Source organism: Methylomicrobium album BG8 (assembly GCF_000214275.2).
Classification (GTDB): Bacteria; Pseudomonadota; Gammaproteobacteria; order Methylococcales; family Methylomonadaceae; genus Methylomicrobium; species Methylomicrobium agile.
On record NZ_CM001475.1, the window covers coordinates 2,230,073 to 2,247,686 of the forward strand.

15 protein-coding genes are annotated in these 17,614 nt (G+C 58.1%); 8 read left to right on the top strand and 7 right to left on the bottom strand.

Annotated elements, in window-relative coordinates; genetic code table 11:
- Positions 1–69 precede the first annotated feature (69 nt).
- Positions 70–1,416, bottom strand: a complete 1,347-nt coding sequence (locus tag METAL_RS09575; RefSeq protein WP_245549331.1) for a glycerate kinase type-2 family protein — start codon at positions 1,414–1,416, stop codon at positions 70–72.
- Positions 1,417–1,458: 42 nt separating this feature from the next.
- Positions 1,459–2,316, bottom strand: a complete 858-nt coding sequence (locus tag METAL_RS09580; RefSeq protein ID WP_005371836.1) for an NADP-dependent methylenetetrahydromethanopterin/methylenetetrahydrofolate dehydrogenase — start codon at positions 2,314–2,316, stop codon at positions 1,459–1,461.
- 386 nt (positions 2,317–2,702) lie between these two features.
- Between METAL_RS09580 and METAL_RS09585 the strand changes: the two genes are divergently transcribed.
- Complete coding sequence (locus METAL_RS09585; protein ID WP_005371838.1) at positions 2,703–3,680, top strand: malate dehydrogenase; 978 nt, start codon at positions 2,703–2,705, stop codon at positions 3,678–3,680.
- A 91-nt stretch (positions 3,681–3,771) separates the two neighbouring features.
- Here METAL_RS09585 and METAL_RS09590 read toward each other — a convergent pair whose 3' ends face one another.
- From METAL_RS09590 to METAL_RS09610, 5 genes are all read right to left on the bottom strand, one after another.
- Positions 3,772–4,746 (bottom strand): 2-hydroxyacid dehydrogenase, encoded by a 975-nt coding sequence (locus tag METAL_RS09590; protein ID WP_005371840.1) that lies wholly within the window; start codon positions 4,744–4,746, stop codon positions 3,772–3,774.
- 407 nt (positions 4,747–5,153) lie between these two features.
- Complete coding sequence (locus METAL_RS09595) at positions 5,154–6,320, bottom strand: aminotransferase class V-fold PLP-dependent enzyme (protein ID WP_005371842.1); 1,167 nt, start codon at positions 6,318–6,320, stop codon at positions 5,154–5,156.
- Positions 6,321–6,579: 259 nt separating this feature from the next.
- Positions 6,580–7,806 carry a vWA domain-containing protein gene (locus METAL_RS09600; RefSeq protein WP_005371844.1) on the bottom strand — a complete coding sequence of 409 codons (1,227 nt, stop codon included), beginning with the start codon at positions 7,804–7,806 and terminating at the stop codon, positions 6,580–6,582.
- An 11-nt stretch (positions 7,807–7,817) separates the two neighbouring features.
- A complete protein-coding gene (locus METAL_RS09605; protein ID WP_245549332.1) occupies positions 7,818–8,396 on the bottom strand; it encodes a hypothetical protein in 579 nt (192 codons plus the stop codon).
- Complete coding sequence (locus tag METAL_RS09610; RefSeq protein WP_031431627.1) at positions 8,381–8,911, bottom strand: PspA/IM30 family protein; 531 nt, start codon at positions 8,909–8,911, stop codon at positions 8,381–8,383. The genes METAL_RS09605 and METAL_RS09610 overlap by 16 nt, the downstream gene beginning before the upstream one ends.
- Before the next feature lie 178 nt (positions 8,912–9,089).
- Here METAL_RS09610 and METAL_RS09615 point away from each other — a divergent pair, with 178 nt between their 5' ends.
- From METAL_RS09615 to METAL_RS09645, 7 genes are all read left to right on the top strand, one after another.
- Complete coding sequence (locus METAL_RS09615; RefSeq protein WP_005371853.1) at positions 9,090–9,794, top strand: response regulator transcription factor; 705 nt, start codon at positions 9,090–9,092, stop codon at positions 9,792–9,794.
- Positions 9,794–11,950 (top strand): sensor histidine kinase, encoded by a 2,157-nt coding sequence (locus METAL_RS09620; protein WP_005371855.1) that lies wholly within the window; start codon positions 9,794–9,796, stop codon positions 11,948–11,950. The genes METAL_RS09615 and METAL_RS09620 overlap by 1 nt, the downstream gene beginning before the upstream one ends.
- Before the next feature lie 132 nt (positions 11,951–12,082).
- Complete coding sequence (locus METAL_RS20705) at positions 12,083–12,340, top strand: hypothetical protein (RefSeq protein ID WP_157203457.1); 258 nt, start codon at positions 12,083–12,085, stop codon at positions 12,338–12,340.
- A 6-nt stretch (positions 12,341–12,346) separates the two neighbouring features.
- A complete protein-coding gene (locus tag METAL_RS09625; RefSeq protein ID WP_005371861.1) occupies positions 12,347–13,297 on the top strand; it encodes an HpcH/HpaI aldolase/citrate lyase family protein in 951 nt (316 codons plus the stop codon).
- A 25-nt stretch (positions 13,298–13,322) separates the two neighbouring features.
- Positions 13,323–14,522: a malate--CoA ligase subunit beta gene (locus METAL_RS09630; protein WP_005371862.1), complete on the top strand. Its 1,200-nt coding sequence runs from the start codon at positions 13,323–13,325 to the stop codon at positions 14,520–14,522.
- A 9-nt stretch (positions 14,523–14,531) separates the two neighbouring features.
- Positions 14,532–15,419 carry a succinate--CoA ligase subunit alpha gene (sucD, locus tag METAL_RS09635; RefSeq protein WP_005371863.1) on the top strand — a complete coding sequence of 296 codons (888 nt, stop codon included), beginning with the start codon at positions 14,532–14,534 and terminating at the stop codon, positions 15,417–15,419.
- A 1,073-nt stretch (positions 15,420–16,492) separates the two neighbouring features.
- Positions 16,493–17,503 (top strand): cytochrome-c peroxidase, encoded by a 1,011-nt coding sequence (locus METAL_RS09645; RefSeq protein ID WP_005371864.1) that lies wholly within the window; start codon positions 16,493–16,495, stop codon positions 17,501–17,503.
- Positions 17,504–17,614: the final 111 nt, after the last annotated feature.

The following is a 17,614-nucleotide window of genomic DNA, read 5'->3' on the forward strand; positions in this document are numbered from 1 at the left end:
TCCTTGAATTAATTGTGGAATATTGTAGGGCTTAAGGGTGGCCGTGCAAAGCGTTATCCGCGGCCGGCGTTAGGTTTTCGGGCGGATCAGCAGGATCTGCAGGTCGGCGACATTGGTGCCGGTCGCGCCGGTGAACAATAAATCGCCGGAAGTTTGCAGCGCGTGATAAGAATCGTTATTGTCGAGCAAGGCTTCCGGCTCGATGCCTTGCGCGCGCATCCGCGCCGGCGAACCGGCATCAACCCGCCCGCCGGCCGCATCGGTCGGACCGTCGCGGCCGTCGGTGCCGCCGCTCAGAAAAACCCAGTCGGCATCGAGCCCGTGTTTTTCGGCGGCCAGGGCGAACGCCAGCGCCATTTCCTGATTGCGGCCGCCGCGCCCGTTGCCGGTCAAGCGGACCGTGGTTTCGCCGCCGGCAAGGTAGGCGGTCGGCTGGCGGATTTGTCCATTAGCGGCGATCGTTTTGACCCATTGTTCGGCGGCATTCCGCGCGATACCGCACAAATGATCGCTGTAAATGACGGTTCGGTAGCCGAGCTGCTCCGCGGTTTGGGCGGCGGCTTTCAGGCTGATCGCATTGCTGCCGATCAGCGTGTGGCCGGTTTTCTCAAAAACGGGATCGTCAGGTTTTGGCGTTTCAGGTGCTTGCCCGCGTGCGCCGTTCTGCAAATAGGCGCGGACCGTGCCGGGAAGCCGTTCCCAGATGTGTCTCGCTCGTAAAATACGAATTGCCTCTTCAAACGTGCTCGGATCGGGCACGGTCGGGCCGCTCGCGATCGCGCTCGGATCGTCGCCGAGTACATCGGATAGGATCAACGCATGCAGGTCGGCCGGCGCGGCGAGCTTGGCGAGTCCGCCGCCTTTCAACTGCGACAGATGTTTGCGCACGCAGTTGACTTCGTCGATCGTGGCACCGCTGGCCAGCAAGAAACCGGTTACCTCGCATTTATCAGTTAAGGAAACGGATTCGACCGGGCAGGGGATCAACGCCGAACCGCCACCGCTGACCAGCGTCAACACCAGCTCGCCCGCCTTGGTGCGGCCGGCTTTTTCGGCAATCCGGCGGGCGGCGTCAAGGCCCGCCGCGTCCGGCAGCGGATGGCCCGCGCCGAAGACATCGCTGCGGTTCAGGACGGCGACGTTTTCGTAGTTTGTGACCGCGATGCCCCTGCCGGCCCATAACGGCTCGGGAAGGATTTCTTCAGCGGCCCGTGCCATTGCACAGGCGGCCTTCCCGAAAGCGATCAGGTGAATCTTCGGCCATTTGCCCAGGCGCTGCCTGCCGGGATCATTAATGTCAAGACGGATCGCCAAACGATCCCGGTCGGCCGACAGGCAGTCTTTGACCGCCAGGTAGGGGTCGGCCGCCGCCACGCCTGCCCGAAAGAGGGCGAGAGCATCATCGCGCGCTGCCAAAATCGCTTCGCTTTCCACGGATAAATCGAGAAAGAGCGGTCGTTAAGCCATTTGTTTGGCGAGTTCGAAGATGTTTTCCGCGTCGAAAACCAGCTTGTTGTCGGTAAACAGTTTCGCGATGCAGGCACGATGCAGCTCCAGTTTCAGCGGCCCGAAGCCGAGCGCGCCCCAGACGATCTTGCCGTGGCGCTCCACCCCTTTGTCGAACACGTCGATGCCGCCGATGCCGATCGGCTGGGTGGCGTTCGCGTCGGCGATCAGTTCGATGTGGGGATTGTCCTGCCAATGTTCGGCGCCAATCAACTCGATGCCGGCCGCGCCGGCCGCAAACACGATGTTGGCTTTTTCGATCGCGCGGCCGCGCGCTTCGGTATCGGCCGCTTCGACCGGGACGATGTCGACGCCGAAACGGGCTTTCATCGAGCGGCAGGCGGCGGCGGCTTTGTCCATCTTGCGTCCGGTCAGGGAGACTTCGGCGCCTTCGAGGCTCAGCATCACCGCGGCGCGCTGCCCGACGGGGCCGGTACCGGCCAGTACGACCGCTTTCTTACCGGCCAACGGGCTGCCAGCCGCCAGTTTGGCGACCGCAGCGGCTGAGGTCGTGTTGCAACCGTTGCTGTCGAGCATCACCGAGACCTGGAATCCCGGGAAGAATTTGCTTTGCACCGCTTTCAGCAGATCCTGGCCGGCGATCATGTCGCTGCCGCCGATGAAAATTGCGGTATTTTTCTTGTCTTTGGGAGGGCGCGTAAAAATCGCGCCTTCGACCAGGCCGGAAATCGTGTCGGGCGTCAGGCCGCCGAAACCGGTTACATGATCGGCTCCTCCGTCATAGGCGACGACCGTGTCGAAGACTGAGGGGTGCGGGTCGGTATCGAATTGGAAAAGCAGTTTTTTCATGGAACTCGGGAGATGAGGCCGAAGGCGACCGGATTCAAATGTTAAAAAAGACTGTCTATTATACCCGAGAAGCTTTTCCTTGTTGAGCGGCCTGAGGCCGCAGGGTGCGATTCAAAAGCCAGCTTTGGACTCCTGCTGTCCCGCTTTTCTGAAGTTGCGCGCGAGATACCCTGTTTCGCCCCTTTGTGCGGCAAGGACAGTGTCTTTCTATACATCAGTTTGAATCGCACCCGAGGCTGTACTTGATCGGCTGAGTCATCAATTGGCTTGCGGGCGTGAGGCCTTGACGTTATCATAAAACTCAAACTGACAGGGCTCGACAACAATGAGAATGGCGCGAACGATCAGACTTTCCGCATCTAAATTTTAATTATTAGGGATAACCCATGAAAACACCCGTTCATATCGCGGTTTCAGGTGCTGCAGGCCAAATCAGCTATTCTCTGCTTTTTCGCTTGGTGGCAGGCGACCTGTTCGGTCCCGAGCAGCCGATCATATTGCATCTGCTTGAAGTTTCGCAGGCGATGCACGTCCTGGACGGCGTGGTGATGGAATTGCAGGATTGCGCGAGCCCTTTACTGTACCGGATCGAAACCACCGACGATCCGCGTACGGCGTTCAAGAATGCCGATTATGTGTTTCTGGTCGGCGCCCGCCCGCGTGGTCCCGGCATGGAACGCAAGGACCTTCTGGAAGTGAACGCGGAAATATTTTCGGTGCAGGGAAAGGCCCTGAACGAGGTGGCCAGCCGCAAGGTGAAAGTCCTGGTGACCGGCAATCCGGCCAATACGAATGCCCTGATCGCGTTGAAGAACGCGCCCGAACTGGGGCCCGAGAATTTTTCCTCGATGAGCCGCCTCGACCATAACCGCGCGGTCAGCCTGCTGGCGGAGAAATGCGGTGTCCTCACTACCGATGTCAAGAACATGACGGTGTGGGGCAATCATTCGACGACGCAATACCCCGATCTGCATCATGCGAAGGTAAAAGGGCAGGATGCGCTGTCCCTAGTCGAACGCGACTGGTTTGTCGATGAATTCATTTCGACCGTGCAGCAGCGCGGCGCGACGGTGATCAAGGCGCGCGGCCTGTCGAGCGCCGCCTCCGCGGCCAATGCCGCGATCGACCAGATGCGTACCTGGGCCTTGGATACGCCGGAAGGCGACTGGGTTAGCATGGGCGTACTGTCGGACGGCAGCTACGCGATCGAAAGGGATCTGATGTATTCGTTTCCGGTAACGGTAATCAACGGCGAGGTCAGCATCGTGAAGGGGCTCGATATCAGCGAGTTCAGCATGCAAAGGATGAAGCTGAGCGAGGCCGAGCTGAAGGACGAGCGGGACGCGATCCGGCATTTGCTGTAAATTCCCCGAATCGGTTGGGTTAGCCTGGAGCGATAGCGGAAGGCGTAACCCAACCCAACGTTTTAAGTAACTGGCACTCGTCGATTGTCGGTTACGCCACCCTGTCCCGCGGCTCCTGTCCCGCGAAAAACATTTCGATATTTTCCAACACCCGCTTGCCCATCGCGGCCCGGGTTTCCTCGGAAGCGCTGCCGAGATGCGGCAGCAGCGCGACATTGTCGAGTTCCAAAAATCCCGGATAAACGTTCGGTTCGCCTTCATAGACATCGAGTCCGGCTCCTGCGATCCAGCGTTCTTTCAATGCCTTGCACAATGCCTGATTGTCGACCACATCGCCGCGCGCGGTATTGATCAGATGTGCGTTCGGGTGCATCCGTTTCAAGCGTGCCTCGTCGATCAGATGCCGGTTTTCGGCGCTGCCCGGGCAGTGCAGGGAGACGAAATCGGCTTCGCCCAGGAGTTCTTCGATCGTCGCACAGCGGATTGCCTTTACGTCGTCGAGAATTTCCTGTGAGGGTACATTGCGCGGCGTATAAAACAGAATCCTCATCCCGAAGCCGTGGTGGGCTCGTTTGGCCGTTGCTTGGGCGATCCTCCCGAAGCCGATCAGGCCGAGCGTCTTGCCGGTGACTTTCTGTCCGAGCAGATGGGTGGGCCCCCAGCCGGTCCATTGGCCGCTGCGTACCAGGCGATCGCCTTCGGATGCGCGCCGGGCCGACATGAGCAGCAACAGCATCGCGATGTCGGCCGTGCAGTCGGTCAGGACGCCGGGGGTGTTGGTTACGACCAGGCCTTGCTCTTTGGCGGCGGCGATGTCGATGTTGTTATAGCCAACCCCGAAATTGCCGATGATCCGGGCTTTCCTGTCCGGGACCCGCAGGATGTCGGCAGTGATCGGATCGGTCACGGTCGGCAGCAGCGCATCCGCGGTTTGCAGCGCCCGTTTCAGTTCCTCGGCGGTCAGCGGAACGTCGGATTCGTTCAGGGTAACGTCGTACAGTTCTTTTAATTTCGCTTCGACTGCCGAAGGCCATCTGCGGGTAACAACGACTTTGGGTTTGCTCATCGATGAACTTAATGCTTAGAGTAGGGCGGATAAGCGAAGCGCATCCGCCACATGGGTTATTGATGGGTTTTGAACGTGGGTTTCGGCTGGCGCCTCTCGGCAACTGCTCCATGCGTCGCTCTAACTCCCGCATCCGTGCAGTCGTCGGCAACTGTTCCCTGCGTTGCCCTCGATCGCGTGTTCCCGACGCGATCTACCTCGCCCTTCCTTGGGCTCGTACCTCCTGCATGAACGCCAGGGATGGCGTGAATGCAGAGATTGCACGACTGTAGGGATACAGGAGGTAGGACAACGCAGGGAGCGGTTGTCGAGGAGCAAATCTCTGCCCATGCAGTCGTACCCATCCTACGCTCGGCAATAGCGCCCTCCGTGGGGCGTAACTCCTAACGATATACCGTCAATGCGTTTTATTTTTCGGTCGAACGGTAATATTCGACTGCCGCCGCGACGCCGCTGCCCGGTTTGATGTCGAAGCCGCAATCCAGCATCGCCATTTCGACGCCGGCAAATGCGCCGAGCATCGACACGTCGTTCATGTCGCCGACGTGGCCGATGCGGAACACCTTGCCGGACAGTTCGGACAGTCCCGCGCCGAGCGACAGGTTGTATTTATTGAATGCGGTGCTGATCACTTCGCGGGCGTCCTTGTCTTCCGGCACGACGACTGCGGAAACGGTGTTCGACTCGAAACCCGGATGCGCGCACAGCTTCATACCCCAGGCCGCGATCGCGCGGCGAGTGCCTTCGGCGAGGCGATGGTGGCGCGCATAGACATTGTCCATGCCTTCTTCGAGCAGCAGGTCCAGCGCCTTGCGCAGGCCGTACAGGATCGGCAGCGCCGGCGTGTAAGGGGTATAGCCGTCCTTGTTCTGGTTCATCTGGTCGCGCAGATCCAGGAAGCAGCGCGGATATTGGCTGGTTTCGGTCGCTTTCAAGGCCTTTTGGCTGAAGCAGAGGAACGCGCCGCCGGCCGGCAGCATGAAGCCTTTTTGCGAACCGCTGATCGCGCCGTCGACACCCCATTCGTCCATCCGGAAATCCAGGCTGGCGATCGAGCTGACGCCGTCCACGAACAGCAGCGCAGGGTGGCCTGCTGCATCCAGCGCCTTGCGGACTCCGGCGATGTCGCTGGTGACGCCGGTCGCGGTCTCGTTATGGGTCGCGAGTACGGCCTTGATTTCGTGATTCTTGTCTTCTTTCAGGCGCGCTTCCAGCTTGTCCAGAGGAATGCCCTTGCCCCAGGTTTCCTGGTGGATTTCGACGTCGAAGCCGAGGCGCTTCGCCATTTCCGCCCACAAATGGCTGAACTGGCCGAAACGGTAGATGATCACTTTGTCGCCCGGATTCAGCGTGTTGGTCAGCGCGATTTCCCAGCCCGCGGTGCCGGTCGCGGGGAAAATGAAACATTGCCCTTTTTCGGTCCGGAAGACTTTTTTCATGTCTTCGAGCAAAGGTTTGAAGATCGCCGGAAATTTAGGTGAGCGATGGTCTTCCATCGGCGCGTGCATCGCGCTCAGGACTTCGTGAGGGACGTTGGTAGGGCCAGGAATATAAAGGTGGTTGCGACCAGCCATGGATTTGCCTCGTCAGGGTAGTTAAATGTTGTTAAGAGCGGAGTTGGGCAAAATGCGCCAAAATTCAAAACCGCTAATCATGACATACTGGATTGCAATCATCAATAGTACCGTAGGTCGGGCACGCTTTTTGTGCCCGACATTTTGGATGTTTCGATCTGTCTGTGGATTTCGATAATCGTAATATCGCCAAAGGATCGCCGCCCAAAGTCGGGCAACGATGAAGCGGTTGCCCGCCCTACGCGGCTTAATACTTGTATTAATACTTGGCGCTGTCGTCTCGGTAAACCAAGCCCTTGTCTTTGGTCTGCTGCCTGATCGCGCCGTACAATTGGGCGTCCAGCGACTCCTTTTTGCCACCTTCGGCAGCCACTTTTCCCCGCAGGTAATCATTGCGCCGCTCGGCGAGCTTTTTGATTTCGCTTTCCAGTTCGCTCCGTTCCTTTTTCGTCTTGCCCACCAATTCTTCCTGAGCTGCCGGCGACATCGCTTGCAGGCTTGCGGGCAGGGCTTCTTTCGGCAGGTCGGACAGTTTTACCCGGCCGCTGCCGACCGCATCGACCAGTTCGTTTTCGCCGAGAAAATTGCGTTTACCGCTGGAGGAAGCGTTGAAGGCCGCCCGGCGCGCTTGCGATTCGGTGCTGGCTTCCTTGTGCACTTTTTCGGCAGCGGCCAATTTGCCCGCCTGTTTCGCTTTTTCTTCTTTGTTGCCGTAGAAGAGGCGGGTTTTGTCCAATTTGCCGGATAATTCCGCCAGTTTTTTGTCGTACGGCGTCGCGATCGCAATCGCGTTGCCGGACTGCTCGACCTGAAAATAACTGCCTTGGCCGAGGCTGGCGACTTGCCGCCATTCGGCGGTCGTGCCGCTGTCCTGTCCGCACTGGATCGCGTTTACGATGATGCCTTTTTGTTTGGCCTGCGCCAAGGTGACCGGGTATTTGACGTCGTTCGGGTAATCCATGTGCGGCGGCGCGTCGCCGACCAGAAAGATCACTTTGTAGGTCGAAGGGTTCTGGCTCCAGGCGATCTTGTTCACCGCATCGTGCAGGGCCTGATTGACGCTTTCCGGCCCGTCGCCGCCGCCGTCGGCCTGAAAATCCATCAGTTTGGCGTACATCGAATCCAGATCGGCGGAAAGCGGGACGGTTTGGGTAACGTAAGCGTCGCCGCGGTCGCGGTAGGCGATCAGCCCCATTTTGATGTCCGGCGCGGTTTGCGCGGACGCCATCGTGCTGGCGATCGACCAGATTTTTTCCTTCGCCGCGGCAATCAGGCCGCTCATGCTGCCGGTGGTGTCGAGCACGAACACCACTTCGATCGCGGGTTTTTGATGGGCTGAAATTGGCTGCGCGACCGGATCGGCCGCTGCCGGAGAGGATTCGAATCCTTTCGCGGTCGTGGCGACGGCTTGCCTGACCGCCGGAAAAAAGGCGACCGTCGCCGCGGTCGCAGTAAAAAGTCCGATGGCGAAGAGTTGGGTTTTCATCGTCGTGTCTCCTAATTGCTGTTTGAAAGTTTGCGCACGGTGGCTTCCGCAGCCCGGTACGCGCGGTTAAAGTCGGCTTCGCCGTCGGCGGGGAATGCTGCATCGGCGGCCTGTGGATTTCCGCCCGACAAGACCCCGAACAAGGCCTGTATCAGAAAGAAACACCAAACCGTCATGAACAGGCTGCCGGTTCGATCGAATGCCCAGAAGGCCGACGCGATGCCGAACAGGCATAAACCGAGGTCGGCCAGGGACGAAAACAGGCGGCTATGAAAATACAGCGCACGAATCAGCCAGATATAAAGCGCGTGCGCGAGTAAAAACAGGAATAGCGGCGGATAGAACAGCCATACCGCCGCCGACAGGAGGCCGCCTGCGAGCAGGGCCGTGGCCCGGCCGACGCGCTCAGGGCTGCGGCCAAGTAAATAAAGGGTGTAGACGAAGGTCAGGCCGCCGATCACGATACGAATCGCGACTGCTCCGGAACAAAGTGCAGCGAAGGCATAAAAGCCGCCAGCGCCCGCGATGCCTGCGAACAGGGCAACTACGACACCTTCCCAAAACGTAGGCTTGTTCATGGCGCGCTCCATTTTTGTTTTTCCTGCAGGAAAGCGACTTCGACGTCTTCGTCCCGGACCACGACCGACGGGTTTTCCCAGGGATGCGAGGAAACCGCGCCGTTTTCCAGAAAGACCTCGGCTTTCTGTTTCATCGCCGCCAGTTGCGCCTGATGCTCCGCGAGCCGCTTGGTCAAACGGCGCGTTTGTTCGTTCAGGACCACGATCTTTTCGGCCAGCCATTTCTGCGTTTGCAGCGTTTCGAGTTTGCGTTTGACGAAAGCCCGCGCCAGCTCGTCCTTGCCGGATTGAAAACAGAGCGCGCACTTCTCCTCCAACTCGGCCAAGGTTTCCGCGAGTTGATCGCGTTTGCCTTCGAGTTGCTGCCGTTTGTGTTCCGACATGCGCACGTGCCGCTCGTCGGCCAGGACGGATTCCTCCATTTCCCGGATGCTTTGCTTCAGCAGCGCCGCGGGTTCTTCGATTTTGTCCAAAACCGCGTGCATGTCGGCCTGGAACAGTCTTGACAGTCGTGTAATCAGCGCCATGAGGCACCTCCCGTGTTGATAATGTTCGACGGGCACAGTCTAGGCGCGAAGGGCGGCGGTAAACAGACACGCTTCGGTAAAACGTTCGGCGCGGAATTTACAAAATATTTACAGTTCGGTTGCCGATAGCGGGCCCAGGCTTGCTAAACTGTCGACATTTTCCGGCAAGGCCGCTGCCATGACCCGCAAACCGCGCATTCTGATCATCGAAGACGAAACCGCCATCCGCACCGGCCTGATCGACGTGTTCGTCTACCACGGCTACGACGTCGATTTTTCCGCCCATGGCACCGAAGGCTTGGCTAAGGCGCTCGGCGGCAAATTCGATCTGGTCCTGCTCGACGTGATGCTGCCGGGCCTGAACGGCTTCGAGATTTGCAATCGGATTTGGGAACACAGCCGCGATCAAGCCATCATCATGCTGACCGCCAAAAGCAACGACGAAGACATCATCGAAGGCTTGTCGCTGGGCGCGGACGATTATGTCGCGAAGCCGTTTTCGGTCGCGCAACTGGTGCTCCGGGTGCAGGCGGTCTTGCGCCGAACCGGTCAGGGCTTGGCGCAAGAAACGTCGATACGGCTCGGCGACGAATTGACGATCGATTGCCGAAACTTGTCCGGCAGGCGCGGGGCGCAAGCGCTTTCGTTCACCCGGCGCGAAATCGAGATTCTGCAATACCTGCAACGCCATGCCGACCGGCCGGTTGCGCGCGAAGAACTGTTGCAGAAAGTGTGGGGTTATGCGAATCATCTGGCGATCGAAACCCGTACCGTGGACATTCATATTGCCAAACTGCGCCGCAAGATCGAAACCGACCCCGCCGAACCGCGCTTTCTGATCACCGTGCGCGGCGCCGGTTACCGGCTGATCGGGCCGCCGTGATGAAGCGGAACCGATTGAAAAGACTGGATAAAAAAAGGCTCCGCCGCTGGCTGCTGCTTTTTTTCCTGAGCCTTGCGATCCCAACCGCGGTGCTCGTCCAGCAATCCTACAGCCGCTTGAAATGGGAGACTTTTCACCGGCATCGGCTGATGGCCGAAGAATTGACCCGCCGGATCGACAACCAACTGATCCGGCTGATCGACGGCGAAGCGGAAAGGCCGTTCACCGACTATGCCTTTCTGAACGTGGCCGGAGCGCCGGCGGCCAATTTTTTACAGCGCTCGCCGCTTTCCCGATACCCGGTGCAAGCGGAAATCCCGGGCTCGATCGGTTATTTCCAGGTGGATGCGGCCGGCCGCTTATCGACACCTTTGCTGCCCGAAGATATCGATAAAGCTGGGCGCTATGGACTTGCCGAACGGGAATTGTCCGAACGGGCCGCCCTCGAGAACCGGATTCGGCAGATATTGAGCGAGAACCGGCTGGTCAAAAACCACACGGGCGTCGGCGCAAAAAAAGATCGTGGTAAACGCGCTGAATTGGCCGCGCGGCAAGACAAGGAGATGCGTGAAAATGAACGAGATGCCGTTTCTTTTGACCGATCCGTTGCCGGCAAACTCCAACAACCTGCAGCAGCAGCCCCGCCTGCTGCCGGCACGGGGCAGGCGATCTTTGACGAGCTTAAAAAAATAGCGCCAGCCAAAGGCAAGCAGGAAAACGCCCTGGGCCGCCTGGAAGACATCAAACTCAAGCAAACCTTTCAGAAAGAAGCCGTGCCGATACGGCCCGAAGAGAGCGTCCGCAAGGCGTTGAAAGCGACGCCCAAAAAGGCGCGCACCGAACAGAACGTCCTGCCCGAGCCGGTGCGGAGCACCGAAGCACCCGCCGTCGCCGCGTCGGAAGCATCCGGTCGCCCGGCGGCTCCAGCCGCGTCAGCGGAGGCGAAAACCTTGCGCATCCGCACGTTCGAAAGCGCCGTCGATCCTTTCGAGTTCAGCCAACTGGACAGCGGCCAGTTCGTGCTGTTCCGCAAAGTCTGGTTGAACGGCCAGCGCTACATCCAGGGTCTGCTGATCGAAAAAGATGCCTTCCTGCAAGGGACGATCAACGCGGCGTTTCAGGAAACCGCGTTGTCGCGGATGAGCGATCTGCTGACCGTTTTTCAAGGCAATGTGCTCTCCGCCTTTGCCGGTCGCGCGCCGCGCGGTTATCTGTCGAGTGCCGCCGAACTGGAAGGGGAGCTGCTTTACCAAGACCGCTTGCCCGACCCGTTCGGCGACTTGCAGCTCGTGTTCAGCATCACCCAGCTTCCGGTCGGGCCGGGCGGCTGGGTGATCATCTGGCTGAGCGCGGTGCTGAGCGCCGTCTTTTTAGCCGGTTTTTATGGGATGTACCGGCTCGGCGTCGGCCAGATCGATCTGCTCAACCAGCAGCAGAACTTCGTTTCGGCGGTCAGCCACGAATTGAAAACGCCGCTGACCTCGATTCGGATGTACGGCGAAATGCTGCAGGCCGGCTGGGTGGACGACGGCAAGAAAAAGGCCTATTACGACTTCATTCTGGATGAGAGCGAGCGCCTGACCCGCCTGATCAACAACGTGCTGCAACTGGCCAAAATGACCCGGAACGAAAACAAGCCGTCGCTGCAAAGCCTGACGGTGGCCGAACTGATCGACGGCATCCAATCGAAAATCTCGACCCAAATCGAACGGAGCGGCTTTCGTTTAACGCTGTCGGTCGATCAAGACGCGGCGCAGGCCAAACTGAAGGTGAATCCCGACTGGTTCGTCCAAATCATGATCAACCTGGTCGACAATGCGATCAAATTTTCCGCGAAGGCGGACATTAAAGCGGTCGACGTGTCCTGCCAGCGCTTGAGCGGCGGGCGCATCCGCTTCGCGGTGCGCGATTACGGTCCCGGCATCGCCAAAGACCAACTGAAAAAAATATTCCGACTCTTCTACCGCGCCGAAAACGAACTGACCCGCGAGACGGTCGGGACCGGGATCGGGCTCGCTTTGGCGCATCAAATGACGGTCGGCATGAACGGACGAATCGACGTTATTAATCGCGATCCGGGGGCAGAATTCAGGATCGATTTTCCGGTTGATAAAACTTCCGAAAACGGCGGGGAGATACGCCGATGCCGCCGTTAAGTGCTTCGTCAAAAACAACTTCCCCTTTGAAAAAGGAGAACTTCGTCAAATACACCTCCCCCTTTGAAAAAGGGGGATCGAGGGGGATTTATTTAATAAATCTCCCCCGACTCCTCTTTTCCAAAGAGGGGAGTGAACAATCCGCTTTCTCATAACAATCAATTTCAAAAAGTTATTTCCTACCCGATCCTAAGTCGTGAATACGTACAAATCGAGTTGAAAAATGCATGCCGACTTTTCTCTCCGGAAACGGAAAAACAAATCCGGCAGTCGTTGACTTTGAGTCCGCACGAAGTAAAATGGTGGATTTATTTATTTGCGGCCGAACAAGCGGATGCAATTGACCATTCGGCCGGATCATTTTATTTAGAAGCACGTACAGGCAGGTAGTCAATAATGAGTCACACTTTATATACGGCATCGGTGCAGCGTATTCAACGTTGCGAACTGGCGGTTCCCGGTTCCAATCCCGGCATGTTCGAAAAAGCCTTGAAAAGCGGTGTGGACTACATTTTTCTCGACCTCGAAGATGCGGTTGCGCCCGACGACAAGCTGCAGGCGCGCAAGAATGTGATCGAGGCGATCAACGACCTGGACTGGAAAGGCCACGGCATCACCTTGTCCGTGCGGATCAACGGCCTGGATACCCAGTATATGGTGCGCGATGTGGTCGACCTGGTCGAACAGGCCGGCGCCGGAATCGATACGATTCTGATTCCGAAAGTCGGCGTTTACGGTGACGTCTATATGGTCGAAGCGATGCTGAACCAATTGGAGATGCAGCAGAGCCTGAAAAACAAGATCGGCATCGAAGCGCTGATCGAAACCGCGCTCGGCATGGCCAATGTCGAGGACATTGCGAGACAGGGTGCCTGCGGCCGTCTCGAAGCGCTGCATTTCGGCGTCGCCGATTATGCGGCCAGCAACCGTGCGCGCACGGTTAATATCGGCGGGCTGAATCCCGACTATCCTGGCGACCAGTGGCATGCGGCGATCAGCCGGATGACCGTGGCTTGCCGCGCTTACGGCCTGCGTCCGATCGACGGACCGTTCGGCGACCTGAAAGATCCGGAAGGTTACCAACAGGCCGCACGCCGCGCCGCCGCACTCGGCTGCGAAGGCAAATGGGCGATCCATCCGTCGCAAATCGAACTGGCCAACGACGTTTTCACCCCGCCCGCGGCCGAAGTCGAAAAGGCCAAGCGTATTCTGGCCGCTTTGCAGGAAGCGGCCGCGCAAGGCAAAGGCGCGGCCTCGCTGGACGGGCGCCTGATCGATGCGGCTTCCGAACGGATGGCGAACAATGTCGTCAGAGCGGCCGAAGCGATCGCCGCGAAAACCCAATAATCACTGAAAGCAAGAGGCAAGAGTCGTGGATATTCATGAGTATCAGGCGAAAGAAATATTACAGGGCTACGGCGTAAAGATCGCCGAGGGCGGTCTGGCCTACAGTCCGGAAGACGCGGTCCAGCGCGCCCGCGAAATCGGCGGGCATCTGTGGGTGGTCAAGGCGCAGATCCATTCCGGTGCGCGCGGCAAGGCCGGCGGCATCAAGATCTGCAAAACCCATGACGAAGTCGCGGCCGCGGCGGAAGAACTGCTGGGCAAAAGACTGCGCACGCATCAGACAGGGCCTGCCGGCAAGGTGTGCAACCGCCTCTATGTCGAAGCGGGCACCGAGATTGCGAAAGAACTGTATTTCTGCCTGCTGGTCGACCGCAGCGCCGAACGGATCGTGATGATCGGCTCGGCCGAAGGCGGCATGGAAATCGAGGAACTGGCGAAAACCCGTCCGGAAGCCATCACCAAGATTTATATCGAACCGGCGGTCGGCCTTCTGGATTATCAGGCGCGCGAGATGGCCTTCGCTCTCGGTCTGGATGCCGAAATCATGAGCCATGCAGTCAAGACGATCCGGGGCTGCTACAAGGCCTTGCGGGCGCTCGACTGCAGCATGCTCGAAATCAACCCGCTGGTCGTTACCCGCAGCAACGAGCTGATCGCGTTGGACGCAAAGATGGGATTCGACGATAACGCCTTGTTCCGCCAGCCGAAAATTTCCGAACTGCGCGACAAAACCCAGGAAGACCCGCGCGAAATGGCCGCCGCGGACCGCGGCCTCAGCTATGTCGGCCTCGACGGCGATATCGGCTGCATGATCAACGGCGCCGGGCTGGCGATGGCAACGATGGACATGATCAAGCTGGCCGGCGGCGAACCCGCGAACTTTCTCGATGTCGGCGGCGGCGCTTCGGCCGAGCGGACCGAAAAAGCGTTCCGGTTGGTGCTGGCCGACAAAAACGTGAAGGCGATGCTGGTCAATATTTTTGCCGGCATCAACCGCTGCGACTGGATCGCCGAGGGCGTCGTGCACGCGGTCAGAAAAATCGACATGCAGGTACCGTTGATCGTGCGTTTGTCCGGTACGAATGTCGAGGAGGGACAACGGATCATCCGGGAAAGCGGATTGCCGATCATCACCGCCGAAACCCTGGCCGAAGCGGCCGAGAAAGCGGTGCAGGCGCGTAATCAGGTCGTCGCAAAAGAGGCGGTCGCTACAGAAGGTTGTTAAGGAATCAAGATGGCAATTTTTATCGACGAAAACACACGCATCATCGTTCAGGGCTTTACCGGCAAGATCGGTTCGTTCCATGCCGAGGACATGATCAAATACGGCTCCAAGGTCGTCGGCGGCGTGACGCCGGGCAAAGGCGGTCAGACCCATTTAGGACGGCCTGTGTTCAATACGGTCAGGGAAGCGGTGCAAAAAGCCGGCGCGCAAGCCAGCATCGTGTTCGTGCCGCCGGCCTTTGCGGCCGATTCGATCATGGAAGCTGCCGATGCGGGAATCAAGTACTGCGTCTCGATTACCGACGGCATTCCGACCCAGGACATGATGAAGGTCAAAAATTTTCTGCGCCGCTTTCCGAACGAAGAACGCATGGTCCTGACCGGGCCGAACTGCGCCGGCACGATCAGTCCCGGACGCTCGATGCTCGGCATCATGCCGGGCCATATCTATATGCAGGGCAACGTCGGCATCGTGGGCCGTTCGGGCACCTTGGGTTACGAAGCGGCCGATCAGATGAAGCGTCTCGGTATCGGCGTTTCGACCTCGGTCGGCATCGGCGGCGATCCGATCAACGGTTCTTCCCACCGCGACATCCTCGAAAAGTTCGAGCAGGACCCTGAAACCAAAGTCGTACTGATGATCGGCGAGATCGGCGGTCCTCAGGAAGTCGAAGCGGGATTGTTCGCGAAGGAGTACATGACCAAGCCGGTCGTCGCCTATATCGCGGGACTCACCGCGCCCGAAGGGCGCCGGATGGGGCATGCCGGGGCGATCATTTCCTCGGCCGGCGAAGGCGCGGCCGAAAAAGTCGTGATGCTGAAGGAGCTCGGCGTTACGATCTGCCCGACCCCGGCGGCGATGGGCGCGACCGTAGCCGAAGTATTGGCGAAGCTATAGACGCACGGTCTATGGCAATGGGGCGGACTTGTTGCTGGGTTCGCCTGAACTTTGAGGGTGAGTGCTTCTTTCGGTTGAATGTATTTTTGATCAGGCAAACGGCGGGAATGGGCTTAATCCTTAAAGATTCTAGTAAAGCCGTTAGGTATTTGATATGTTATTGCCTGCTACGATCCTGTAATAAGGGGTAGCGCTGATAACATAACAATACGAATATAACCTCTAGGACAGTCTATATGAAAATTTTGAATATCTTTGCAGCAGGTATCGTCAGCTTGGCCTTATTGGCAGGCTGTCAAAAGTCTGAAGAAAAGGCCAAGGAAGGCGCAGCTCCGGCGGCTGCTCCGAGCGCTCCTGCACAGACTCCCGCACCGACAGCCGAGCCCGCCCCGGCTCCCGCTCCGGAAGCGGCTCCCGCTCCCGCTCCGGAAGCAGCGCCTGAGTCTGCCAAATAATAACGATTGCCTCTGATTTCGGAGAAATGCCGGGCCAGATTTTCCGTTGGCGCGGCATTTTTTTTGCCTTATTGCTTTCCGCTCCCGTCAATGTGACCGGCAGTTCCTCATGACATCTAAATATGGCGATCCGCTTCCTTCAGGCGCAGGTCGCCTTGGAAACGTTTTTTTGCGGGCAATGAGGCTCGGTGAAAACTGATTTACGGTGCCGTCAGTCGACCAAGTGCTTCTCCCGTTCCGAAGGCCTTAAAAAAACGGTAATCGTTGCGAAGAACGAGTGTGGCTTCGTCGAAAAATGAATGCCATACGAGTGAATGAAGCGTTGCTTACAAATAAGTATAGGTTTATATTTACGGAGCTGACTGACTTCGTTCAAGGATTCGCACTTAAAATGAGAGGGCGTTTCGGCATAATCCGCATGTTTTTAACGAGATAAGAGGATCAAGCTGTAGCGAGCGAATCCATTGATAGCCATTGTCCGGGGCTTTTCGTCCGTTATAAATGAATCCTCATGAGGATTTTTGTAAACTGGGCGGAAGGGGCCCGACAACCGGCAAATTCCGTCGGAATGAGGTTTTACCCTGACAAAAATGATTAGAATAAAATTAGGAGGAACATATGTTTAAATTTCGTGTGCTGGCGACGGCGTTGGCATTGGCGAGTTCTGTTTCGGCGGCATGGGCGTTCGAAGCATTGCCCACCGAAGCTCCCGCGCCTGCCGACAATCCGACCACGGAAGCTAAGGTCGAGCTGGGCAAGATGCTCTATCATGACCCGCGTTTGTCATCGACCGGTACCGTGGCTTGCGCTTCCTGCCATAACACGATGCTGGGCGGCGAAGACAATCGCCCCAATTCGATGGGCGTGAATGGGCAAACCGGCGGACGTAGCGCGCCGACGGTCTGGAATGCCGCCTTCAACAAAGTGCAATTCTGGGACGGACGGGCGGAAAGTCTGGAAGCGCAGGCGGCAGGTCCGGTCACCAACCCGATCGAAATGGGCATGAAGAGCTGGGATGACGTGGTAGCCCGATTGAAAACGATCGACGGTTACCAGGAAGCGTTTGCGGCTGCGTTCCCCGGCGGCGAAATTTCCAAGGACACTGCGACCAAAGCGATTGCCGCTTACGAAAGAACGCTGATCACCCCGAACAGCGCTTATGACAAATATGCCAACGGCGATCAATCGGCGTTGACCGAACAGCAGGTACGCGGTCTGAACAAAGCGGCCGAACTCGGTTGTACCAGTTGCCACAGCGGACCGGCCTTCAATGGCGGCGGCTCGTTCCAGAAGTTCCCCCTGCATGAAAACGGCTATTTCGAGGCGCAGTATCACTTCATGAAGGACAAGGGCGTCGCCGAAGTGTCGAAAAATCCGGCCGACGAACATTTGTTCAAAGTGCCCACCTTGCGCAACGTAGCCTTGACCGCGCCTTATTTCCACAACGGTTCGGTCAAAACGCTGGACCAGGCAGTCAAGCTGATGGCCAAACTGCAATTGGACAAGGATCTGCCGAAGCAAGACGTCGACGACATCGTGGCTTTCCTGAACGCGCTGACCGGCGAGTTCCCGAAACAAACGATGCCGCGTCTGCCGGGCACTCCCGACAAGACGTTCAATTACGATTAATCTTCTATGTTGAAGACGGGACGGGGTGCCCATGCTCCTCGTCCCGATTTTTCCTTGGGGTCGGTCTTGATCGTTCTCTCTAAATTGTTCTCCCTCTCCCCGCAACTCTCG

Coding starts and splice junctions, on each gene's coding strand:
- METAL_RS09580 (WP_005371836.1), bottom strand. CDS start 2,316: ATGAAAAAACTGCTTTTCCAATTCGATACCGACCCGCACCCCTCAGTC.
- METAL_RS09585 (WP_005371838.1), top strand. CDS start 2,703: ATGAAAACACCCGTTCATATCGCGGTTTCAGGTGCTGCAGGCCAAATC.
- METAL_RS09590 (WP_005371840.1), bottom strand. CDS start 4,746: ATGAGCAAACCCAAAGTCGTTGTTACCCGCAGATGGCCTTCGGCAGTC.
- METAL_RS09595 (WP_005371842.1), bottom strand. CDS start 6,320: ATGGCTGGTCGCAACCACCTTTATATTCCTGGCCCTACCAACGTCCCT.
- METAL_RS09600 (WP_005371844.1), bottom strand. CDS start 7,806: ATGAAAACCCAACTCTTCGCCATCGGACTTTTTACTGCGACCGCGGCG.
- METAL_RS09605 (WP_245549332.1), bottom strand. CDS start 8,396: ATGGAGCGCGCCATGAACAAGCCTACGTTTTGGGAAGGTGTCGTAGTT.
- METAL_RS09610 (WP_031431627.1), bottom strand. CDS start 8,911: ATGGCGCTGATTACACGACTGTCAAGACTGTTCCAGGCCGACATGCAC.
- METAL_RS09615 (WP_005371853.1), top strand. CDS start 9,090: ATGACCCGCAAACCGCGCATTCTGATCATCGAAGACGAAACCGCCATC.
- METAL_RS09620 (WP_005371855.1), top strand. CDS start 9,794: ATGAAGCGGAACCGATTGAAAAGACTGGATAAAAAAAGGCTCCGCCGC.
- METAL_RS09625 (WP_005371861.1), top strand. CDS start 12,347: ATGAGTCACACTTTATATACGGCATCGGTGCAGCGTATTCAACGTTGC.
- sucD (WP_005371863.1), top strand. CDS start 14,532: ATGGCAATTTTTATCGACGAAAACACACGCATCATCGTTCAGGGCTTT.
- METAL_RS09645 (WP_005371864.1), top strand. CDS start 16,493: ATGTTTAAATTTCGTGTGCTGGCGACGGCGTTGGCATTGGCGAGTTCT.